We start from the raw sequence: 17,206 nt of genomic DNA, 5'->3' as shown, positions 1-17,206 counted from the left end.
TATCGGACCAAACGACTATTCCTTGGCAAGTTGCTCCTCAGCAGAGCTTGACTCCGCTTCATCGTGGTATTGTAAGTTAGAGTAAACTTCCTTGATAGTAAAATGCTAGCTATATTTAAAGAAGAATTGTGTCAACCATTTTCAGGACGGGTCATTACTGGTGTTAAAACGGATAATCATATTATTTTAAAAAATTTCTCATCTAAGTAATTTTAAGGCTTCCCTTTCTTGAATAGGTTAATAAGTTGGGATTTTTTATTTTCCCAAGTATTAAATTTTCTCCCTGAATCACAGGTTGTTATTATAAACATGTTAAAAAAGGGCATAAAACCTTCGATTATTTACCCATCCATGTTTGGTTAAGTGAACAATAATCTTTTATATTTGCATCGCAATAAGGGAAAAACAACAAGGTTTTTCAAGCAAATAGAGAGTTGGGTGAGTGGCTTAAACCAGCAGTTTGCTAAACTGTCGTACGGGTCAAACCGTACCGGGGGTTCGAATCCCCCACTCTCTACGGAAAGGATTCTTTTGAATCCTTTTTATTTTCGGGGTGTAGCGTAGCCCGGTTATCGCGCCTCGTTTGGGACGAGGAGGTCGCAGGTTCGAATCCTGCCACCCCGACAAAAAAAGCCTAGCACTTAAGTGCCAGGCTTTTTTTGTTTTAGTGCGAATTTAATGCAGTTGATAATTATATATCTATCAAAATACCCTTATTTTCTTATTGGTTTTGCTTGATCCAAGATGTTTCTTTTTTGGAGTAGTATTTTTTTAAATAGGCCGGAAAAGCAGCTAATTTAAAGGATCAACATAAAAACAGGGTTTACTATTTGCCCTTTCCCAATTGTCATACTTTTAATGATTTGATAATGGATAGACAATTCATTCTATATTCATTGCATTAAAAATACATACCCTTTATTTCTATGACATACCAGTAATTTTAATTTGACTCTTCCATTTAATGAAAATGGGTAATACACGGTTTTACTTGGGCTTATAAATCGGTAAAACTATAGTCATAGATAATGTTAAAGAATTTATTTTTTGAATACTTATATGATGAAAATACCTATAATAGAATATAAGTACCATCACTTTTTCCTTTAATTTAACATAGTGTATCTAGATCTAAAATCTTTTCTAACGAATTCTAATAATTCACACTTTCAAATAATATAACCTGATAAAGAACATTAAAATAGTATCATAAAGAACTTAATAATGGATGGTTTATATCATTCATTATTAAAGTTTTACGTGATAAATTTTCACATAGTAATTGAAGTAAAATGGTTAAATATTGATTTAAGTATATAATAAATTCAGATGTCTTTATAACTAAAACTAGCGTGAAATGAAAACTTTAAGATATCATATTATGTTTCTGCTTTTCTTTCTTTTATTGATCTGGCAATGTAAAGCACCATCAAATGAAAAAGAAATAGCAGTTGACGAAAATGGCTATGCTATATTATCTGATGATCAAGTGGAAAATTTGGTAAAGAGATCGTACCAGTATGTAGCCATGTATAATGTAAACAATAAGTTTGCCCAATCCCAAGGGGGCTATAATACTATCCAAGCGGACAAAAAGCCTAAAGACCATACTTTAAAGGATATTGCTCGGCCCAATAACGATACTTTTTACACAGCAGCCATGCTGGACTTGAGAAATGAACCGATGATCATCAATATTCCTGCGATCAATTCAGATTATGTTTCCCTTATGGTAACGGCCTATGATCATCATGTAAATGTCCCCAAATCCACTAGAAAGGGAGACTTTAAAAAACCGGAGAAATTGCTTTTATATTCTGAAAATACCCAAGCTTATAATGGAGAGCAAATTGAGGGTATTGATGATATTTTTAAAACCAGCGGGGATTTTGTTTCTGCTGTCTTCAGAATTATGCCGCATCTAAATGAACCTGAACGATTTGCCGAGATTTCAACAAGTATTGACGGGATCAGCATAGAAACTTTATCTGAATTTGAAAATAAGTCAGCTAAACCTGAAGTCCCGCTTGAATTTCCACCAGTAGGAAAAACCAATATAGAAACTTTTAAAAATAATTTATTGGAGGTCATACAATTTGTAATGAACCATGTTGAATTGGAACCTACAGATGAAGATGACCAGAAATTGTTGGAAGCTTATCAACCTCTGGGAATAGCACCTGGAAATGAATATAAGGAGGAAACTGCAATAAAAGTTAATGGGGATAAATTCGCTGAAATTGCAAAAAAATATTTTGATGAAAATCTTGCCAAAATTCAAGATGAAGACCTAGCAAAAATATTAAGACCCAATATGTTCCAACCCAAAGGGCTGAGTAACCTGGAAACCCTCTTATTGGTATCTATTGTGGGACCAATTGGTCTGCCGATGGAAGAGGCGATGTATCCAGCCATTAATGCAGCTGATGGCACAGATTTGAATGCCATGAATGATTATGTGATCAGCATGAATAAAGAGGAACTCCCCCCTGCCGAGGCATTTTGGTCGGTCACTCTTTATGATGAAGCAAATGGATTCTTTATTCCCAATGACCATAAAAAATATAGCGTGGGTAAAAACAGTGGGTTTAAACTTAATGATGAGGGTGGAATTGAAATCTATGTATCTGCTCAAAAACCCACAGGTGTTCCCGAAGAAAATTGGTTGCCTATCAACAGGGAAGATTTAGATCTAAGTTTGATTCTTAGAATTTACGTACCTGATTTGGATAAATTGGAAACTTGGAAAGCGCCGGTTGCCTTGAGGATTAATAATTGATCATATATAAAAGGAATCCGTCAAAATAATATATCTCTGATAATCGTATGTACCAAGGGTTGATTATTCTCAACCCAACCTAATTTCAAGTAGATATCAAAAATTAAATGTACTCTTTTACTTAACTAATAAAAAAATAGTAAAAATATGATTATTAATAAGATAATACTTAAATTCTAATTATAATAAAATGGCATTTATGAGGACCAGCTTTTTAAAATTTTTTATAATCCCCCTATTACTTTTGGTTGGATCAGTTAAACATACCCATGGACAAGCCATGTGGTTGGTGCTTATTTTTGGAGATAAAGCGGCGACAGAAAACTTCTTTTTTAGTATTGAAGGCGGGCTGAACTTTTCCTATATGCCTGGTATGGAAGGCCGAATGAATTTGCAACCCAATTTTGGATTGGGTGTAAATATGAAAATAAATGATGAGTGGAGTTTTGTACCGCAGTTTAAACCCTTTTCCCGAAAGGGACAAAAAAGGATAAATGCAGAAAACCCCTTCCCTACCGGATTCAATAATTCAATTGATTCGTATAAAACTTCAATAAGGATGAATTATTTAGATATCCCATTAATGTTTAGATATGATTATACTGATGAATGGTTCTTTTCAATAGGTCCTCAAATTAGTTTTTTACTTGATGCAAAATACATTACTGTAGGGGATGGAAGCGACGATGGAGACTTTTTATACGCAAAGAGCACAAAAAACAATCTTAATAATGTGGACTTTAGCTTCCCTATAGAAATAGGATATACTTTTACTGAATTAAATAATGGGCATGGCATAGATTTAAAATTACGGTATGCACATGGTTTTTCGGAAGTATTTAAAAAAGAAACAGGGATGTCTGCCACTAACTCTCTTGTTCAAGTAATTATTGGATTCCCCTATTTAAAATCTGATAAACAATCTACTGAATAAAGAGTAATTAATCTTGTATTTTAACTTTCCGATTGTATACCAATTTAACATACTAACTAAAATTAATTGGCATCTAAAGTGTTCGAAAAAAGACAAGTAATTCATTTTATTGTAAACCCTATTTCAGGTAAAGGCAATAATTTTTTGGATAAGATTTTTCTGGAAGAGTCCTTTCCCAAATCCAAATATGAATTTTTTATAAAAATCACTTCGAGCCCTGGCCATGCTGCTAAGTTTGCTCTTGTGGCCATTACTGAAGGTGCTGATATTATCGTCGCCTGCGGTGGAGATGGAACTATAAATGAAATAGCTTCTTGTTTAATAGGGCGTGATATTCCTTTGGGGATTATTCCATTAGGTTCTGGAAATGGATTGGCATCCAACTTACAAATTCCTCATCAACTCAATAAAGCCCTCAATGTATTGATCCAAGGAAAAGTAAGAAGCATTGATGTGGGAATGGTAAATAGTAAATATTTCTTCAGTAATATGGGCATTGGCTTTGACGCTGCAGTAATAGCTCATTTTAGCCAACTTAAGCAAAGGCAATTGAAAGGCTATATCAAAGCACTGCTAAAAACTATGCGGACATACAGTTCTACAGGAAAAGTTAAAATTATAAATAATGGAAAGGAAAGCTATGCTGATCCTTTCTTACTGTTTGTTTCTAATTCCAACAGAATGGGCTATGGATTTACGCTTACCCCTAAAGCCAATATAAGTGACGGATTGTTGGATATGGTTTTGGTCAAGAAAATGTCAAAATTAAAATTATTACTATTTGGACTGTTAGTTACCATAAAAAGAACGAATGTCCTTAAAGAAGTTAATTTTCAATTAATTGACAAAATAGTAATCCATGGAAATGGTAATTTATTCCAATATCAAATTGATGGAGAATTGATACCCTATAAAGAAAATAAGTTATACATAAGTCTTTGTGAGAAAAAGCTAAAAGTGCTGGTCCCTTAAGGATAATTATAGCTGATTGAATTGTTTTTATAGGATTCCATATTGGTGATCTTGCGCAGACAAAATGATTAAGTCATTCCAAAGTTTTAAGTACCCGGGATTTAATCAATGTGCTTATATTTGATCAGTGAATTCTTAATGACCATTATTAATCTTATTTTCAAATAGCCCTTAATGAAAAGCGTTCTATTAGCCGTATTTTTATTATCCACTATTATTTCTTGCCAAAGTCAATCAAATAATAAACTAAGCATCGCTACGGCCTCTAATATGCAATATGCAATGGAGATGTTGGTAGATAAGTTCAAAGAAAAAACAGGAATGGATTGTGATATCATTCTCGGCTCTTCTGGTAAATTAACGGCACAAATAATTGAAGGCGCGCCCTATGATTTGTTTGTTTCAGCGGATATCAATTTCCCTCAAGCAGTAGAAAAAGCTGGATTTGCAGCACAATCTCCCAAGATATATGCATATGGAAAATTAGTGCTTTGGAGTTTAGATGAAAAGTATAAGCCAAGCATTGAACAATTATCCAATAAAGGAATCAAACATATTGCCTTGGCCAATCCAAAAACAGCCCCTTACGGAAAAGCGGCCATGGAAGTGCTTGAACATTTTCAACTGAATGAAAGTATTGGTGATAAACTGGTATATGGTGAATCCATTTCGCAAACTAACCAGTTCATATTATCTGGATCAGCAGAAATAGGCTTTACAGCTAAATCCATTGTTTTATCTCATCAATTGAAAAACAAGGGGTATTGGAGCGATATCGATTCAGAAATCCATTCACCTATTCAACAAGCAGTAGTTTTATTAAAAGGCACAAAAGAAAAGCATGATTTCGCATTAAAATTCTATGAATTCTTATCTTCGAAGGAAGCAAAGACGATTCTTTTGGAATATGGTTATGATGTTCCCTAATAGTATAGCTATGGATAAATTGTTTAAATTAATGCAGCACTCCATCATTAATGCTTATTATAGCGGTATTAACCAATTATAATTTATTCTTACACCATGAACCAAGTTGAAGGGCAAATTTCTGGGATTCAATCTAGCGACCATATGTCATTGGTATTCCTGGATTTAGGGAATGGTATAGAATTCCAGTCAATCCTGCTGGATACGCAGGAATCTGCCCATTACCTTCAAAAGGGAAATAGAGTCAATATATTATTTAAAGAAACCGAGTTAGTTCTATCCAAGGAAAAGGAAATCAACATTAGTCTAGAGAACCAAATTTTAGCCTCCATTACTGAAATCAAAAAGGGAGAGATTTTAACACGAATAAGACTGAAGACTGTCATAGGAGATTTGGTCGCTTTGATATCCACTACTAGCAGTAATAATATGTCACTTAAAGTCAAAGAGCCAATATTGGCCATGGTTAAATTTAACGAAGTTATACTGTCTCCATTATGAATTGGATTCCGTTAATATTGACCCTTAAACTTGCTTTAGTAACGACTTTGGTCCTTTTTGTATTGGCTATCCCTCTTTCCTATTGGTTATCTATTACAAAGTCAAAAATAAAGCCTGTCATTGAGACCTTGGTGAGTATGCCCTTGGTGCTCCCCCCTACCGTTTTGGGCTTTTATTTATTGTTGGCCTTTAGTCCCCAGAATGTCTTTGGTGCTTGGTTGGAAAACTGGTTTGGAATCCGTTTGGTATTTTCTTTTACAGGTCTGGTGCTCGCATCATGTATTTATAGCCTACCTTTTATGGTACAGCCAATCCAAGCCGGTTTATCAGGTATTTCCTCCTCTCTAACTGAAGCAGCCAGTTTGTTGGGGAAAAATAGATTGAACACGCTTTTTTATATTCTTTTGCCTAATATTAAATCTTCCATTATTACTGCAGTGGTCCTTACCTTTGCTCATACAGTTGGAGAATTTGGGGTTGTATTGATGATTGGAGGGAATATTCCCGGCAAAACAAAAGTAGCTTCCATTGCAGTATATGATGAGGTGGAATCACTGAATTATTCCCTGGCCAATCAGTATTCCATTGTTCTGATTATCCTATCATTTATCACCCTATTTATAGTTTATATGATAAATGGCGGTCATTTAAAAAGGTTTACTCGATGATTGAACTTAAGCTCCAGAAATCTTTGCGATCAGGTGATCAGGAAATGTTGTTGGATTTGGATATATCCATCAAAAAGGGAGAATTTGTTACTTTTTACGGTGAATCTGGATCGGGTAAAACATCTACTCTACGGTTGATAAGCGGCCTTGTGGAAGGCGATAGCGGTACCATTTTTGTGGATAACGACTGTTGGTGGGACATGAATGCAAAGATCAATTTAAAACCCGCCAAAAGGAAAATTGGCTATGTCTTTCAGGATTATGCCCTTTTCCCAAATATGACGGCTTACGAAAATTTGGAGTTTGCACTTCCAAAATATCAAGATAAAGCTATCATTGATGAATTGATAGCAATCATGGATTTAAAGGATATTTTAAATTTAAAGCCGGATATGCTATCTGGAGGACAAAAGCAACGGGTAGCCTTAGCCCGTGCCTTGGTTAGTAAACCTAAAATACTCCTGTTGGATGAGCCATTATCTGCTCTGGATAATATTATGCGCTTAAAACTTCAGGATTATTTGATAAAGATTCACCACAAATATCACTTGACAACCATATTGGTCAGCCATGATGTTGGAGAAATTATTAAACTATCCCAAAAAGTATTTGAATTTCAAAAGGGTAAAATCATCCGCTCAGGTAATCCTAAAGAAATATTTACGCATGGTAAGACCAGTGCCAAATTTCAATTCACAGGAGAAGTGATCGAAATTTTTCATGAGAAAGTTATAGGAATTATCTCTGTTCTGATCGGGCAGGATATTGTAAAAGTAGTATGTGACTTGTCCGAATTAGAGGAATTCAAGGTCGGGGACAAGGTCATGGTAGGCTCCAAAGCCTTTAATCCAATTATTCAAAAAATATAGTTATCCTAATTATACTGACTTGAACTCTCCTGCTATACCATTTCATACCGGCCCTACTCAGTAAATTTAGCACATGGCAAAGAATTTAGCTTTGTTACAAAGCTGTGATACTTATCCCATACCTTTTTAGTCTGAATCGATTGTTTATCAAACTAAAAAGCTATGAAAAAGTCCATATTATCATTCTTGGCTGTATCAATGGTTTATCTGTGTACTTCATGTGATAATGGAGATAGGCCTATGAACTTGCCAACAACGAATTTCACTGTTACAGTTGAGAATGTTTCCATGCACAAAATGTTTTCCAGTGCGGGAGTATTCACTACCCCCGTAGGTTCCAATTCACCAGGACCAATTATTCCTGAGGGCGCTTATGAATTTGATATTAAAGCTAGCAAGGGAGAGAAACTAAGTTTTGTAACCATGTTTGCCCAATCTAATGATTTGTTTTTTGCACCCAGCGAAGCTGGAATAGAATTATATCATCCTGACGGAAATCCTAGAAGTGGGGATGTTACGGATGAAATAATGCTATGGGATGCAGGAACTGAAGTAAACGAGGAACCTGGAGTAGGTCCAAATCAGGCACCAAGACAATCGGCCCCTAATACAGGTGATAATGAAAACGGGGTTGTTCAGCTAGTAGATGATGGCTACACTTATCCTGAGACCTCGGAGGTCATCAAAGTTACCCTTGAACCAATGGAAGATTATATGTTCAAAGTGCGGATTGAAAATGTATCTACTTCATCTACCTTAATAAGCAGCATGGGGTCTGTAACCATACCTTTGTCCCCAGGAGGCTGGGCAGTTCACACAGCCCCATCGCCCCTATTTATTTCAGGTGAAGCTGAAATGGAGAATGGTTTAGAGCAAATTGCTGAGGACGGAAATGCGGGTGTTATGGGACCTTATTTGGCAGAGCATACCGGATTGAATTATCCCTTATCGCCTGGAGCTTGGGCCGTACATACCGGGGGAATGCCTATTTACCGTTTGAATCAGAATGATTATGGGGATGGCTTGGAATATATAGCAGAAGATGGTGCTCCAGGAGTTCTTGCAAGTAGTTTAAATGCAATTTCCCCTGTAAAAGTAAGCGGCATATTTAATATACCTACTGATGCTGACGATCCAGCTCCTATTGGTCCTGGACAGAAATATGAATTTAGCTTTAGCGCTCACCAAAGTGATAAATTATCTTTAGCGACTATGTTTGTCCAATCCAATGATTTGTTTTATGCCTTTGATGATATGGGGATAATGCTTTTTGAAGGTGGTAAACCAATATCTGGGGATATTACAGGAATGTTGGGTTTATATGATGCAGGTACAGAGGTCAATGAAGAGCCTGGCTATGGTCCTAATCAGGCTATAAGGCAAGCGGGACCTGATACAGGTGAAACAGAAAATGAAGCAATCATGCCCGTAAATGATGGATATTCCTATCCGGAAATCAATGAAATAATTCGAGTTACCATTACAGCTAAATAAATCTAAGTATCCCCATGGAGATACACTTTCATGGGGATCTATTTGTTATTAATGCGGATGATGTGATTTTTTATTAAATTAAAGAATAATCAATTGAGGTATGCACAAAGTATTGGCCATAGAAGATGATTGGGATATTGCAGAATTATTAACTATTCATTTGAAGGATTTAGGCTGCGAGGTAAGTCACGCAGACAAGGGAGACTTAGGCTTCGAAATGGCCCAAAACCATCCTTATGATCTCATTGTCTTGGATCTTATGCTCCCGAAAATGAGTGGCATGGATATATGCCAAAAACTAAGGGACCTACATTTTAATACGCCTATAATGATGTTAACAGCCAAATCAGAAGAGATGGACAGAGTAGATGGATTGGAAATTGGAGCAGATGTTTATATGACCAAACCCTTTTCTATATTAGAATTCAAAGCCAGTGTGAAGGCCATTTTTAGAAGGATGGAATTGGCCAAAATCAATACCTCAGCGATCAAAAGTATCGTTCAGCGTGGTAGTTTAAAGATTGATTTGGACAAAAAATCAGTTCATGTTAACAAAGAAAGAATCAGCCTTACCTCAAAGGAATTTGAACTATTGTCTCTATTAGCTTCGCATCCTGGGAAGAGCTTTAGCCGACGTCGCTTATTGGAATTGGTTTGGGATTATGATTTCCAAGGATTTGAGCATACGGTAAACAGTCATATTAATCGCTTAAGATCAAAAATAGAGACCGATATGCAAAGGCCCCAATACATCCTAACGAGCTGGGGAATTGGGTATAGATTTGTAGAATAACGAACAAACCTAAAGAACAAAATCATGTTTAAAAGCCTTCCTAATAGTTTATTCTGGAAAATATCGGCATTGCTTTTGGGTATATTATTGATACTTTCTTTCATTTTTATTTTAATTCTTGGTAAGACTGCTTTCCAATTTAGTGAGGAAGCCGACCAACACCTGAACAAGGAGGTGGCCACTCATATCGCAGCGGAAATATCCGCTTTTCCGATTGATAGTATTGACCAAAACCAACTGGAGCATATATTTCATAGCGCCATGATATTGCACCCTGCAATTGAAATTTATTTTTTGGATACGGCAGGGCAAGTGCTTAACTATTCAGCTCCAGACAGTTTAATCAAAAAGAAACAGATTGACCTAATTCCGGTCAAGGAAATCTTAAATAGTAATGATACCTATTATAAAAAATCCACAGATCCCAGGCACCCTGATCAAGCAAAAATATTCTCTGCAGCACCAATCAATAAAAATGGAAAACTGTCTGGATATGTCTATGTAGTCCTGACAGGACAAAAGTACGCAGAAGCAAGAAATGAAATTCTGGACAGGTATATATTCAATATAGCCAGCAATACCCTACCCATATTAATCATTATTGCTTTGGCAATTGGGTTATTGGCCATATACGCATTAACAAACAGCCATAGGAAAGTCATTTCAGCGGTTAAACGGTTTCAAAATGGAGATTTTAATGGTAGAATAGATATAAAAAGCAATGGTGAAATGAAAGATCTGGCTCAGACCTTTAATGAGATGGCTGCAGAAATCCAAAAGAACATCAAAGCCATCCAATCAATGGAACAATCCAGGCGTGAGTTGGTGGCCAATGTCTCCCATGATTTGAAAACTCCGATTGCTACTATCAAGGGCTTTGCTGAAACCTTGGTGCTAAAAAAGCACGAACTAAACTCAGAACAGCAACAGAAATACATACATACGATCCTCAAAAACACCTCCCAATTAAAGACATTGGTTGATCAACTTTTCCAACTATCCAAATTGGAGGCTAATGAAGTAGAAGCTATAATAGAGCCGTTTTCCATGAGTGAACTGCTTCAAGATAATCTTTTGAAGTATAAGATGATTTCCAAAGAGAAAGATATAGTAATGCAAAGCAAAGTTCCTACAGATCTTCCCATGGCTATAGGAGATGTAGGACTGATAGACCGAGCACTTCAAAACCTACTTGATAATGCCATCAAATTTACACCGGAAGGTGGCAGGATTCATCTTGAAGCTTTTTCAACAAAGGATAAAATCATGGTAAAAGTTGCAGATACTGGACATGGTATTCCCCAAGACAAACTAAATGTGATTTTTGAAAGATACAAAAAAGGTACAGAAACTAGCGGTGAAGGCAGCGGAGGAATAGGATTAGGTTTGGATATCGTTAAGAAGATCCTGGAATTACACCAATCAAAAATTGCTGTTACAAATGGACCAGAAAAAGGGGCCGTTTTCTCCTTTGAGTTACCGCAATACACTGCTAGAATTTAGGTATTATATAAAATGCGAACTACATATATAGGCAACCTTATTCCCATATATCAGTATACATGGTATTAATTAATTTACCCTAGCAAGCTTAATAGAAATTATATGACTATTCATCCCCAATTTGGCGGTTCAGTTAGAAAAGCAGATTTGGAGAATTTCAGAAATTCACCTCAGTGGAACGGAAAGAAATTTCAAAATCTTTCTGCTACTACTATGAATGTCAACCTTAAGACACTCCCTAAATTACTAAAGCAGAATTTTACCAATACTGAAGAAAGGATTCCCAATCAGCCATTGCCTATCATTGCGATTGATAAGGCGGCATTTACTGATAACATCACTGGACCTAAGTTTATTTGGTATGGTCATTCTGTATTGTTGATGCGCTTAATGGGTAAGAATATTCTGATAGATCCCATGTTTGGCGACAATGCCTCTCCTATCGCTCCCTTCAAAACCAAAAGATTCAGTAAAAACACGCTTGAATTGATTGATAGCTTACCGGATATTGATGCGATTTTTATCACCCATGATCATTATGATCATATCGATTATAAAAGCTTACTAAAACTAATTCCCAAAGTTGACAATTGGTTTGTGGCACTTGGCGTATCCAGGCATTTAGAAAAGTGGGGCTTGGAAGCTTCTAAGGTGAAAGAATTTGATTGGTGGGAAGAAGGTGAATTCAAAGAGATATCTTTTGCTTTTACCCCTTCAAGACATTTTTCTGGTCGTGGTGCATTTGACCGTGCAAAATCTCTCTGGGGTGGTTGGGTATTCAAAACACCTGAACACAGTATTTATTGGAGTGGTGATGGTGGTTACGATCATCATTTTGGGAACGTAGGAAAAAAATACGGCCCATTTGATGTCATGTTTGTGGAGTGCGGCCAATACAATGAACACTGGCATCAGATCCATTTATATCCAGAAGAAGCCGTCAAAGCAGCTATTGATGCCAAGGCCAGTGTGGCCATACCTGTACACTGGGGAGCCTTTTCACTGGCGCCACATCATTGGAAGGATCCAATAATAAGATTTGAACATGAAGCACTGAACAAAAATCAACCACACTTCACCCCTTCATTAGGTCAGGTTTTCGGCTTATCTGATATGGAAAATCAGAATTCATGGTGGAAAAAAATAGATTGAACTGAAATAGCCTTAAAGTGCTTGATTTTATATTCATTTGAAGCTAGTGATGATTTTTGAATAAGGTTATAAACTTTTTTCAATTAATTTTAAATTAAACATAGGGTAAACCCTTATCACCGTGTCCTAATAATAACAGGAAAAAAAGATATCAGTTTAAATCACAATTGAACAAAACAGGTGGAATATTCTACACAGCTTGAAGTGGAAGATTCATCACTCATTGATGAAAAAGTGTTTGAAGCGACATTTAAAAGTCATTTTCAAGCTTTGCACGGTTATGCCTGTGCCCTATTGAAGGATGAAGATGAGGCTAAGGAAATCGTCCAGAATGTCTTTCTGAAGCTTTGGGAAAAAAGGGAGCAAATTCATATTGAGACCTCTGTGAAAGCCTATTTATACCAGATGGTATATAGAAATAGTATGAATACTATAAGGCACGAGAAAGTGAAACAGAAGCATCAAAATATCACTAAATATCAATCAATTTCAGCACCTGTTCAAAAAGATGAAGGTGATGATTCCGAGTTGATGGGAATGTTGAAGTTGGCATTACAATCATTGCCAGAGAAATGCCGAAAAGTATTTCTCCTCAGCAGGTATGAATCATTAAAATACCAGGAAATAGCAGACCGTTTGGGTATTTCTGTAAAGACTGTAGAAGCGCATATGGGCAAGGCTTTAAAGCACTTAAGAGTAGAATTAGCTGATTTTCTACCTATCATATTATTCCTGTTTACAAATATATGATCCTATGAATGATAGTAAACTTATAAAATATCTGTTGCAGGAAACTGATGAAATGGAAAACAAGCATATCCAACAATGGATTGAAGCTGATCCAGATCATCAGAAACAATACCAACATATCCGATTAATTTGGGAGAAGAGTCTCAATGCCCCAATATCTGATAAGATAGATGTGGAAGAAGTTTGGGAGGATTTTAAAAATAGAAGAAGTCAAAAGCGCCCTTTTTTAGGTAAGCAGTTCTTTCTAGCACAATGGTATAAAGTAGCTGCTGTATTCATCTTGGTTTTTGTGACTTCATTTCTTGTATATTCCAATTTAATGGCACCGGATAATCAATTTATTTCAAATTTGAGTTTGGAATCAAGAAATAAGTCCCTCTCCCACACCATATTCGATGGATCTACAATTACTTTAAACAAAGATAGTAAATTGACATTTAATCAGTCAATTATTAATCCTTTCAGAAAAGCTGAACTGATAGAAGGCGAAGCATTTTTTGAAGTGGAAAGAAATGAAAGCAGACCTTTTGAAGTGAATGTCGGAGCAGCTAAAATCACTGTCTTGGGTACATCTTTTAATGTAAAAAAACACAATGAACAGATTGAGGTTATTCTTAAATCCGGATCAGTACAGGTAGATTTTGAGGGGGAGGCCCATATCATTAAACCTGGAGATAAGTTGTTTATAGATGGTTTAAAAGGTTTACTGACCATTACTCAGGTTGATGACCAGCTTTATAATTATTATGTTGGTGATTATTTTAAAGCGCATGAAACACCGCTTTGGAGGGTAGTTGAGGTACTTAACCAAGCTTATAATTCAAATATTGTCATTGCCAATGAACATTTGCGAAATTTACCATTAACTACTACCTTCAGTAACGATTCTCTGGAAAATAATTTGGAAGTATTAAAAGCTACTTTTGGTTTAACCATCGTCAGAGAACCCAATAGAATCGTTATTAAATAATTCAGTTGAACATGACAGCAAAGGGGCTGGTAAAGGATTTTATGATCCTTTTTGTATTATTTTTTTCGCACGGTTTAGAAATATTCGCTCAAGGGAACCTTGATAAGTCTGTTTCAATGGATGGAATGGCTACTGTCAGTATTGAGGAGCTTTTGAAATCCACTTCTGCCAAGCATGATTTTTTCTTTTCCTATAATAGCAATATCATTCCTGAAGATAGCTTAGTCAATTTCCCAGAGTACTCAGGAGATATACGTGGAGTGCTTTTGAGGGCACTAGGTCCCAAATATGAGTTTATTGAAACCCCTGGCTATATCGTTATCCGCTATGCTCCAAACAAATTGTATTTGGATGAAGGTATAGACACCCAGCAGGGAAATTCCTGGGTCATCACGGGGCAAATAAAGGATTTAGATAGCGATGAATTAATTGCCTATGCCAGTGTCTATGAGCGAAGCATGTTAGCCTCTTCCATGACCGATAAAAATGGATATTTTGAATTAAAGCTAAAGAATCCGGACAAATCCGTGCTTTTAACCATAAGCAAGGAAAATTATAGGGATACCACTTTTATGCTATTGCCCCCATTTGATATATCTGCAAAGAAGAAAAATCCGAAGTACAAGTTTTATCCAGATTCCGAAGAGGGAGATGGAGTTGAGAACACTTATATAGGTAGGATGTTTACAGGGTTTAAACAAAGAATGCAGGGGCTTAATATTGGTGGATTCTTTGCTGAAGTTCCCGTCCAAGTATCCTTGATTCCTGCTGTAAGTACGCATGGGATGATGAATACACAGGCCATAAATAATGCTTCGATAAATATTTTTGGAGGGTATTCTGGTGGGGTAAATGGGGTGGAACTTGCAGGTCTATTTAATATCAACCGGAAGAATGTTGATTATTTACAAGCAGCAGGTTTATTCAATATTGTTGGAGGGAATACAAAAGGGGTTCAATTAGCAGGTATTTCAAATGTAGTACTGGGCAATACCAGTGGCTTTCAAGCAGGTGGATTAGTAAATGTAAGCAAGGAGACCAAGGGATTTCAATTAGCGGGTTTAATAAATCAGTCCAAGTCGATGGATGGACTCCAGATAGCAGGTTTGGGCAATCAAAGTATAGAAAAGACTGGCACGCAGGTTTCTGGACTTTTAAATAAAGGCGGCCATGTAACTGGCTGGCAAATCACCAGCTTAGTCAATATCGCAGATAGTAGTAAATACCCCATTGGGTTGATCAATATTATCAAATCAGGGGAAAAAACCATTTCATTGACCTTCGATGAAAGCCAAATGATTCAGACAGTATTTCGATCCGGAGGGACACATACTTATGGTTTAATAGGAATCGGGAATTCCTTATTGGGAGACCGAAACCCGATTGCTGTAGATGCTGGATTGGGTTATCACCTTATTAAATCGAAATCATTTCAAACCAACGCAGAATTAATTTCAAGGACCTCAATAGGATCTTACGGTAAAAACTATTTTACCGGTTCCTTTAAGCTTCTTCCAGCGATTAATTTTAGTAAACGCTTTAGGTTTTATATAGGACCATCTTTTAATTTTGGATCATTTGAAAATGTGGAATCAACTGTTCCTGGCTGGATAATAGATAAGGAAACCAACGATTTTGGAATCCACTATCTGTATTACGGTATATCAGGAGGTCTTCAGGTTATTTTATAGATTTTTATAAGGGTAATTTATTCGCCAAGTGTCTTATAAGAAAACATAATTATTCTAATAAGGCTAAAGTTATGAAAATCCTAAAACTAATATTGACTATTATATTATTGTCCGCTGTATTACCCCTAAAAGCTCAAGACAGCACCTCAAGTCCAGTCTTATATACTGTTGTATATAATCATGTTCCGGAAGGTTTCAAATACCCATTAATAGGATTTATAAATCATGGTGAAGGCAACCAACGTGGTGCCCAAATCGGTTTCGTCAATATAAACGAAAAGAAATTTATGGGGAGCCAAATCAGCTTTGTGAATACAAGTGGCGGAGCTGTCAACGGCCTTCAAATAGGTTTTATCAACACCGTTGCAGATTATATAAATGGAGCGCAAATTGGCTTTGTCAACACCAGTACTAAGTATTTTAAGGGCACCCAGATTGGATTTGTAAATACCGCAGTCAAAACCTCTAATGGCGCTCAGATTGGATTTGTAAATACAGTAGCTGATGACTTGAAGGGTACGCAAGTTGGTTTTGTTAATATTAATCCAAAAGAAGTTACAGGTGCGCAAATTGGATTTGTAAATGTTGTTAAAAAATTAAATAGTGTTCAAATCGGTTTCTTGAATTATGCTGATAGCGTAGGTAATGGTGCGGTTCCTATTGGTTTCCTATCTATAATTAGAAAAGGAGGTTATAAAGCAATAGAGGTGGGATTTACTGAAATGCACCCTGTCAATATGGCTTTTAAAATTGGTGTGTCTAAATTTTACACCACATTGAACGGTGCGTACAATCCTAATTTCAAAGACAAATTTGCCTTAGGGGGTGGTTTTGGAAGCATTTTACCACTTGGTTCCAAATTTTACTTAAACCCTGAAGGGTATTATCTAAACCATATTAGTACAAATAAAGATATGGCAAGACTGAGCTTAAATATGGGATTAGCATTAAGTCCCAAAATTCACTTAACGGTTGGTCCGAGTGCTGTATGGTCGGGAACAGATCGGGCCAATGACTTTGTGGACCCCATGTTCTATTTTTATAAGGAAAGAATAGATTATAGAAATGAATTTATATTTGGTATGAATGCCAGTCTAAGGTATAATTTCTCTTTATATTAAATGTCTTAAATTGAATAATAAGCATTAATAAGCCCTATCCACCTTGATTTCAATAAAATTGGTGGATAGGGATCTCAAAGAA

15 protein-coding genes and 2 tRNA genes are annotated in these 17,206 nt (G+C 36.2%); all 17 read left to right on the top strand.

The window, feature by feature from the left end; translation table 11 throughout:
* Positions 1-428 precede the first annotated feature (428 nt).
* The 17 genes from H7U17_RS20290 to H7U17_RS20210 all read left to right on the top strand — a co-directional run bounded on the left by H7U17_RS20290 (position 429) and on the right by H7U17_RS20210 (position 17,124).
* Positions 429-517 (top strand) — tRNA-Ser (locus tag H7U17_RS20290).
* A gap of 32 nt (positions 518-549) precedes the next feature.
* Positions 550-624, top strand: a tRNA-Pro gene (locus H7U17_RS20285).
* A 733-nt stretch (positions 625-1,357) separates the two neighbouring features.
* Positions 1,358-2,779, top strand: a complete 1,422-nt coding sequence (locus H7U17_RS20280) for a DUF1214 domain-containing protein (protein WP_186758715.1) — start codon at positions 1,358-1,360, stop codon at positions 2,777-2,779.
* Positions 2,780-2,978: 199 nt separating this feature from the next.
* Entirely contained in the window at positions 2,979-3,713 is a 735-nt protein-coding gene (locus H7U17_RS20275; RefSeq protein WP_186758713.1) for a porin family protein, read from the top strand.
* Between the two features lie 66 nt (positions 3,714-3,779).
* Positions 3,780-4,685: a diacylglycerol/lipid kinase family protein gene (locus H7U17_RS20270; protein ID WP_222439256.1), complete on the top strand. Its 906-nt coding sequence runs from the start codon at positions 3,780-3,782 to the stop codon at positions 4,683-4,685.
* A 174-nt stretch (positions 4,686-4,859) separates the two neighbouring features.
* Complete coding sequence (gene modA / locus H7U17_RS20265; RefSeq protein WP_186758711.1) at positions 4,860-5,612, top strand: molybdate ABC transporter substrate-binding protein; 753 nt, start codon at positions 4,860-4,862, stop codon at positions 5,610-5,612.
* A gap of 96 nt (positions 5,613-5,708) precedes the next feature.
* Complete coding sequence (locus tag H7U17_RS20260; RefSeq protein WP_186758709.1) at positions 5,709-6,113, top strand: TOBE domain-containing protein; 405 nt, start codon at positions 5,709-5,711, stop codon at positions 6,111-6,113.
* On the top strand, positions 6,110-6,781 hold the full coding sequence (gene modB, locus H7U17_RS20255) for a molybdate ABC transporter permease subunit (RefSeq protein WP_186758707.1): 672 nt from the start codon (positions 6,110-6,112) through the stop codon (positions 6,779-6,781). The genes H7U17_RS20260 and modB overlap by 4 nt, the downstream gene beginning before the upstream one ends.
* Complete coding sequence (locus tag H7U17_RS20250; RefSeq protein WP_186758697.1) at positions 6,778-7,650, top strand: ABC transporter ATP-binding protein; 873 nt, start codon at positions 6,778-6,780, stop codon at positions 7,648-7,650. The genes modB and H7U17_RS20250 overlap by 4 nt, the downstream gene beginning before the upstream one ends.
* A gap of 162 nt (positions 7,651-7,812) precedes the next feature.
* Positions 7,813-9,144: a spondin domain-containing protein gene (locus H7U17_RS20245; protein ID WP_186758695.1), complete on the top strand. Its 1,332-nt coding sequence runs from the start codon at positions 7,813-7,815 to the stop codon at positions 9,142-9,144.
* 100 nt (positions 9,145-9,244) lie between these two features.
* On the top strand, positions 9,245-9,937 hold the full coding sequence (locus H7U17_RS20240) for a response regulator transcription factor (RefSeq protein WP_186758694.1): 693 nt from the start codon (positions 9,245-9,247) through the stop codon (positions 9,935-9,937).
* 24 nt (positions 9,938-9,961) lie between these two features.
* Positions 9,962-11,440 (top strand): sensor histidine kinase, encoded by a 1,479-nt coding sequence (locus H7U17_RS20235; protein WP_186758692.1) that lies wholly within the window; start codon positions 9,962-9,964, stop codon positions 11,438-11,440.
* Positions 11,441-11,542: 102 nt separating this feature from the next.
* Positions 11,543-12,592 carry an MBL fold metallo-hydrolase gene (locus H7U17_RS20230; protein ID WP_186758690.1) on the top strand — a complete coding sequence of 350 codons (1,050 nt, stop codon included), beginning with the start codon at positions 11,543-11,545 and terminating at the stop codon, positions 12,590-12,592.
* A 180-nt stretch (positions 12,593-12,772) separates the two neighbouring features.
* Positions 12,773-13,342 carry an RNA polymerase sigma-70 factor gene (locus H7U17_RS20225; protein ID WP_186758688.1) on the top strand — a complete coding sequence of 190 codons (570 nt, stop codon included), beginning with the start codon at positions 12,773-12,775 and terminating at the stop codon, positions 13,340-13,342.
* 4 nt (positions 13,343-13,346) lie between these two features.
* Positions 13,347-14,312, top strand: a complete 966-nt coding sequence (locus H7U17_RS20220; protein ID WP_186758686.1) for a FecR family protein — start codon at positions 13,347-13,349, stop codon at positions 14,310-14,312.
* Between the two features lie 11 nt (positions 14,313-14,323).
* On the top strand, positions 14,324-16,003 hold the full coding sequence (locus tag H7U17_RS20215; protein WP_186758684.1) for a peptidase associated/transthyretin-like domain-containing protein: 1,680 nt from the start codon (positions 14,324-14,326) through the stop codon (positions 16,001-16,003).
* A 71-nt stretch (positions 16,004-16,074) separates the two neighbouring features.
* A complete protein-coding gene (locus H7U17_RS20210) occupies positions 16,075-17,124 on the top strand; it encodes an LA_2272 family surface repeat-containing protein (protein ID WP_186758682.1) in 1,050 nt (349 codons plus the stop codon).
* Positions 17,125-17,206 lie beyond the last annotated feature (82 nt).

This window comes from Echinicola salinicaeni, from assembly GCF_014280965.1.
Taxonomy (GTDB): domain Bacteria; phylum Bacteroidota; class Bacteroidia; order Cytophagales; family Cyclobacteriaceae; genus Echinicola; species Echinicola salinicaeni.
Note: the sequence above shows the minus strand (reverse complement) of the source record. Positions and strands in the feature narration are given on the sequence as shown.

Coding starts and splice junctions, on each gene's coding strand:
- H7U17_RS20275 (WP_186758713.1), top strand. CDS start 2,979: ATGAGGACCAGCTTTTTAAAATTTTTTATAATCCCCCTATTACTTTTG.
- modA (WP_186758711.1), top strand. CDS start 4,860: ATGAAAAGCGTTCTATTAGCCGTATTTTTATTATCCACTATTATTTCT.
- H7U17_RS20260 (WP_186758709.1), top strand. CDS start 5,709: ATGAACCAAGTTGAAGGGCAAATTTCTGGGATTCAATCTAGCGACCAT.
- H7U17_RS20280 (WP_186758715.1), top strand. CDS start 1,358: ATGAAAACTTTAAGATATCATATTATGTTTCTGCTTTTCTTTCTTTTA.
- H7U17_RS20235 (WP_186758692.1), top strand. CDS start 9,962: ATGTTTAAAAGCCTTCCTAATAGTTTATTCTGGAAAATATCGGCATTG.
- H7U17_RS20250 (WP_186758697.1), top strand. CDS start 6,778: ATGATTGAACTTAAGCTCCAGAAATCTTTGCGATCAGGTGATCAGGAA.
- H7U17_RS20245 (WP_186758695.1), top strand. CDS start 7,813: ATGAAAAAGTCCATATTATCATTCTTGGCTGTATCAATGGTTTATCTG.
- H7U17_RS20220 (WP_186758686.1), top strand. CDS start 13,347: ATGAATGATAGTAAACTTATAAAATATCTGTTGCAGGAAACTGATGAA.
- H7U17_RS20215 (WP_186758684.1), top strand. CDS start 14,324: ATGACAGCAAAGGGGCTGGTAAAGGATTTTATGATCCTTTTTGTATTA.
- modB (WP_186758707.1), top strand. CDS start 6,110: ATGAATTGGATTCCGTTAATATTGACCCTTAAACTTGCTTTAGTAACG.
- H7U17_RS20210 (WP_186758682.1), top strand. CDS start 16,075: ATGAAAATCCTAAAACTAATATTGACTATTATATTATTGTCCGCTGTA.
- H7U17_RS20230 (WP_186758690.1), top strand. CDS start 11,543: ATGACTATTCATCCCCAATTTGGCGGTTCAGTTAGAAAAGCAGATTTG.
- H7U17_RS20240 (WP_186758694.1), top strand. CDS start 9,245: ATGCACAAAGTATTGGCCATAGAAGATGATTGGGATATTGCAGAATTA.